The sequence below is a fragment of the Protofrankia symbiont of Coriaria myrtifolia genome (genome assembly GCF_900634755.1).
Lineage (GTDB): Bacteria > Actinomycetota > Actinomycetes > Frankiales > Frankiaceae > Protofrankia > Protofrankia coriariae.
This window is the reverse complement of record NZ_CAAAFS010000358.1, coordinates 1-5,515: the sequence shown is the minus strand read 5'-3', so window position 1 is coordinate 5,515 and position 5,515 is coordinate 1. Positions and strand designations below refer to the sequence as shown.

Genomic DNA, 5,515 nt, shown 5'->3' with positions numbered 1-5,515 from the left:
CCGTGCGCCGGCCGAGGGTGATCATCCGGATGCCGGCCCTGTGAACGGCCATCTCGACAGCCGCCCGAACGGCGCGGCCCGGCCCGGCGGTGGCGTGTCCGGCCAGGCGGGCGCCACCCCCGGCAGCAACACATACGGCGAGAACACATACGGCGAGACGGACCGGACCGCGGTGCGGGACGAGCGACGCGGGCAGCCTGCCGACAGCAAGCCCGTCAACAACATGTACGACACGACCGACCGGGCCACCATGGAGCGCATCGGCGTCCGGGAACGCACCGCCGACTCCACCACCTACGTCCGCCGTCCCCGCCCGGACGACGTCCCCGCCGCGGCCCCGGCCAACGGCGTCCGCAAACGCGCGGGCGCGGGTCCGGCGGATCCCCCGGGCGCGTCGTCGACCCGCGTCGACGGTCGTCGCGGCCTCGCGGACGAGGCGGAGCAGCCGCCGGTCCGGCCTGGCCAGGGAAGACGAGGGCCGATGTTCTGGCGGAACCGTCCGCTGTGGCTGCGGCGGCTGGTCATGTTCGGGCTGCTGGCCGGCGTGCTGATGTTCGCCGCGCTGGTCGCCGTCCTCTACTCCCTGACGAAGGTGCCGCTGCCGGCGGCCGTCAACGCCGCCGAGCAGACGTCCATCATCACCTACGCGGACCGCACCACCGAGATCGCCAAGATCGGGACGGTCAACCGGACGGACGTCCCGCTCTCCGAGGTCTCGGTCGACGTCCAGCACGCCGTGCTCGCGGCGGAGAACAAGAACTTCTACAGCGAGCCCGGTATCTCCCCGCGGGGTATCGCCCGGGCGCTGTGGGTGAACGTCCGCGGTGGGGAGATCTCCCAGGGCGGATCGACGATCACTCAGCAGTACGCCAAGAACGCCTATCTGACGCAGGAGCGCACCTTCTCCCGCAAGATGAAGGAGATCGTCCTCGCGGTCAAGCTCGCCCAGAAGTACTCCAAGGACGAGATCCTGGAGTCCTACCTCAACACGATCTACTTCGGTCGTGGAGCGTACGGCATCGAGGCCGCGTCCAAGACGTACTTCGGCAAACCGGCCAAGAGCCTGACCGCGGAGGAGGGTGCGGTCATCGCCGGGCTGATCCGCTCCCCGAACGGGCTTGACCCGCGGGTGACCCCGGCCGCCGCCGAGCGCCGGTGGCACGAGGTGCTGGACACGATGGTCGAGAAGGGCTGGCTGGACGCGTCCCGCGCGACCTCGGACAAGAAGCCGCCGGTGACCCTGGAGCGGGACAGGTCCAACGGCATGGCGGTCTCCTCACCGCAGGCCGCCTACATCCGGGACCAGGTCAAGGACGAGCTGATCGCGGCCGGGATCAGCGAGCAGCAGATCAACCTGGAGGGCCTGCGCATCCAGACCAGCATCGACCAGGGCCGGCAGACCGCCGCCTACCTGGCCGTGACGAACGTGCTGGCCAAGCCCTACGCCGCCGTTCCCGACCTGAAGACCGGCCTGGTCGCGGTCGAGCCGGGTACCGGCCGGGTGCTGGCCTGGTACGGGGGCTCGATCTACGGCAAGGGCGACAACGGTCAGACCTCCTACGTCGACAACGTCTCCGGAGCACGGGTGCCGCCGGGGTCGACCTTCAAACCGATCACGCTGGCGGCCGCGCTGCAGAAGGGAATCAGCCTCAAGTCGGTCTACGAGGCTCCGGACGTGCTGGAGATTCCCGGCAAGGCCGCCGATGGCAGCGGGACGTACATGGTCCGCAACGACGAGGAGCACGGCAACTTCGGGTACCTGAACCTGATCGACGCGACCGCCGAGTCGGTCAACACCGTCTACGTCCCGCTGGGCATCGAGGCCGGCATCGGCAACGTCATCTCCACCGCGCGCGCACTGGGGGTGGGCAAGGACGTCCCGCTGACCGACGACGGCGGGGTGACCCTCGGCCGTGACGGCATCGCCGCCAAGGACATGGTCGCGGTCTACGGCACCTTCGCCAACAACGGCAAGGCCGTCGCCCCGCACCTGGTCGACCGGGTGATCGACGGCAAGGGCAAGGTCATCTACGAGGGGCCGACCAACGCGAAGAACGCCATCCCCGCGACCGTGGCGGCCGATGTGACGTACGCGCTGCAGTCGGTCCTGAAGAACGGCACGGGCAAGTCGGCGCAGCTTGCCGACGGCCGGCCGGCGGCCGGCAAGACCGGCACCACGGACAACTTCCGGACCGCGTGGTTCTGTGGTTACGTTCCGCAGGTCGCGGCCTGCGTGAACATGTTCCGCGGTGACGGCGGGGTGAGCAAGGCGACCGCGCTGACCGGCATCCCCGGGGCCGCCGGCGGTGTCTACGGCGGCGGCTACCCGGCGAAGATCTGGAAGGCATTCATGGACGGCGCCCTCACCGGCGTCGCGCCCCAGAGCTTCCCCCCGGCGAAGTACGGCGGCACCGTCACCAACGCGTCGCCGTCACCGACCCCGGAGCCGACCTTCTCACCGGAGCCCACGGTCTCGCCCGAGGTGACGGAGCCGGCGGACGAGCCCGACCGCGACCGGCACGGTCGCCCGACAGCGCTGCTCTCACCGTCGGCGGATTCGACCCTGTCCGCCAACGGGCAGGACGGACAGTCACCGACCCCGAACCCGCGGCGTTCAAGGAACAATGACGACGGGTTACCGCAGTTCGGCCAGGACACGACCGGGTGAGCCGGCAGGGCTGGAGCGGCCGGCCGAAACTCCCGCGGACTCCTCTGCCCAGACCGGCCGGATCTCCCTCCCATCGAACGGGAAGGCGTGTTGCACGGGTGGCGATGGCGTATGGCTAGGTTCTCCGGGATCTTCCGGATCGCCGCCGGCGTCCACCGAGCCGAGACGGTAGGACACCGGATGCCCCGGCAGGCTGCCGGGCGGTGTCGACAGGCCCGCGGATGACCGTGCGGCCGCTGGCGGCCGGGGCGGATGGCGAGCGCTCGTCGCAGGCGGCACCCGTCACCCCGGTCTGCCCGTCCCGGGAGGACCCGGTGGTCGCCGGTGCCAGCATGCTCGTCGGCGGCCCGCCAGGCGATCATGCGCGTATCGGCGCCAGCCGGAGCTGGTGGACGCCGCTGCGGGTGCTCATGGCGTTCACCGTCCTCGCGTGTGTCCTCGCGTACGCGCAGAAGCTGCCCTGCCGGGACACCCGCAACTGGTCGGACGAGTACCAGTACACGCGGATGTGCTACTCCGACGTGGTCGCCCTCTACGGCCAGGAAGGCCTGGCCACGGGCAAACGTCCCTTCCTCGACTATCCGACCGAGTATCCGCCGCTGATCGGCGCGGTCATGCAGTTCGCCTCGTCGGTCTCCGGCGTCGCCTCGCCGTCGCAGCCGGTGTACCGGGACGAGGACGGCAGGCAGGTGCTGGTCGGTTACACCATCGACCAGCGCACCGCCGTCTTCTACGACGTCACGGCCCTGCTGTTCCTGGTCATGACCTGTGTCGCGGTCTTCTGTACGGCGCTGACGGCGGGCCGGGCCCGGGTGTGGGACGCGGCTCTGTTCGCCCTCGCCCCCGCCCTGGTGTTGCATCTGCTGACCAACTGGGACATCGTCGCGGTCGCGTTCGCCGCCGCCGGGCTGCTGGCCTGGTCACGCCGTGCGCCGGTGGTCGCCGGTATCCTGTTCGGGCTTGGGGCGGCGACCAAGTTCTACCCGCTGCTGTTCCTGCTGCCGCTGGCCGTGCTGGCCCTGCGCGCGGGCCGGGGCTGGGCCTTCGTCCGGACCATGGTGGCGACGATCGTGACCGCCGCGGCCGTGTGGGTGCCGCTGTGGCTGATCGCCGGCTATTTCACCGAAGATCAACGCATCGGCGACAGCATCTGGACGACGTTCTGGGCCGGTGGTGACTGGCTCACCCTGCTCGACGGGCATGCCCCGGGCGGGGCCACGAACGCGATGCTGCGCTTCGTCGACCTGAACTCGCAGCGGGGCCCGGACTGGGACTCCCTGGCCTTCGCCACGACCTGGCTGGCCAGCTCCTTCTCACCGCGGGCGTTCGGCCCCGTGCATCTGATCGCCATCCTGCTGGCCGGCCTCCTGCTGGTGGCGGCGGGTTTCGCGGCCGCTGTGCGCTGGCCGGCGCGGCGGGTACCGATCGCGCTGGCCGGGCTGGCGGGCTGGCTGGTGGTGGTGGTCGCGGTCCCGAAGGTGCTCGGCAGCGTCCGGGACGACGGGATCCCCACCGATACCCTCAACATCGCCTCGATGCTTGCTCTCGGGACGCTGCTGGTGGGCATTGCGGCGCTCGGCTGGTTCGCGCCGCGGCGGCCGCGGCTGCCGGCGCTGCTGTTCCTCACCGTCGTCGCCTTCCTGGTGACCAACAAGGTCTTCTCCCCGCAGTACACGCTGTGGCTGATACCGCTGGTGGCGCTGGCCAGGCCGCGCTGGCCGGCATTCCTCGCCTGGCAGGCCAGCGAGGCGTATGTGCTGCTCACCCGGTTCCTGCACTTCGTCTACAACGACACCAACGGAGCGCACGGGATCGGCCGCGGCTGGTTCGTGGGCGCCGTCGTCATCCGTGATCTCGTGCTGTGCGTGCTGGCGGGGCTGGTCGTCCGCGAGATCCTGCGGCCGGAGCTGGACGTGGTCCGCGCGACCGGGGCGGACGACCCGGCCGGCGGCGTTCTCGACGGTGTCCCGGACCGTCGCGGCCGGCGCGCGGCGGGCGTTCCGGCGACGCCCGCCGCCGAGGCCACCGCGGATGCCGGCCGGAAGGCGCGTTGGGACACCTACCGGATGCCCCCCCACCGCTCGCTGGTCGGTGGTGATCAGCAGGGCGGATCGGCCACGGCGGGTGCCGGCCCGTGACACCGGCACTGGACGGTCCGCCGGCGGACCCCGCCGGACCGGGCCGTACCGGAGCGGAGCTGACCGGACCGGGGGAGATCCGGGCCCCGCATCCGGATCCGGGGCGTCCGAGTCCGAGTCCGGGGTTTCCGCGTCCGCAGCCGGGTAGCGCCGGCGTGGTGGACGCCGCTCGGTCGTGGTGGGGGCGGCTGCCGTCGGCCGTCCAGGCCACCCTGCCGGTGTGGGTCGCCAGCCGGATCGCGGTGATCGTGCTCTCGCTGGCCGCGTCCCGGGCGCTCTCCGGCCGCCCGCTCGCCGAGCTGCCAGGGCTGCGCACGTTGTGGGACCGCTGGGACGTCGGGCTGTTCACCAAGGTCGCGCGGTTCGGCTACGCGTCGCCGGAATACACCGACCGTACCGAGGTGGACTTCCCCGGATTCCCGCTCGCGATGCGCCTCGCGCACCTTTTCGTCCCGGACTGGACCTTCGCCGGGATGGCCGTCTCGTTCGTGGCGGGGGCCGCGGCCATGGCGGCCATCTGGCAGATGCAGATGGACGACCAGACGTGGGTGGACGACGCGACGGCGGACCGGACAGCACCGACGACCAGGCACCGGACAGCTGTCAGGGACCAAACGGATATCAGGGACCGGACAGCCGTGGCGGGCCGCGGCAGCCTGCCGGACACCCGGGACACCACGCCGGCCCTGGCAGGCGCACCGGGCGGGTG

Annotated in this window: 2 protein-coding genes and 1 pseudogene; all 3 read left to right on the top strand. The window is 71.4% G+C overall.

Features of this window, described 5'->3' with window-relative positions:
• On the top strand, positions 1-2,668 hold a 2,668-nt coding region (locus tag CM1CMNOD_RS21070), incomplete at its 5' end, for a transglycosylase domain-containing protein (RefSeq protein WP_131774141.1).
• A 203-nt stretch (positions 2,669-2,871) separates the two neighbouring features.
• Positions 2,872-4,806, top strand: coding sequence for a hypothetical protein (locus tag CM1CMNOD_RS21065; RefSeq protein WP_165001789.1), 1,935 nt, complete (start codon positions 2,872-2,874; stop codon positions 4,804-4,806).
• 155 nt (positions 4,807-4,961) lie between these two features.
• Positions 4,962-5,515 (top strand): annotated as a pseudogene (locus tag CM1CMNOD_RS21060) (hypothetical protein); the annotation flags it as partial.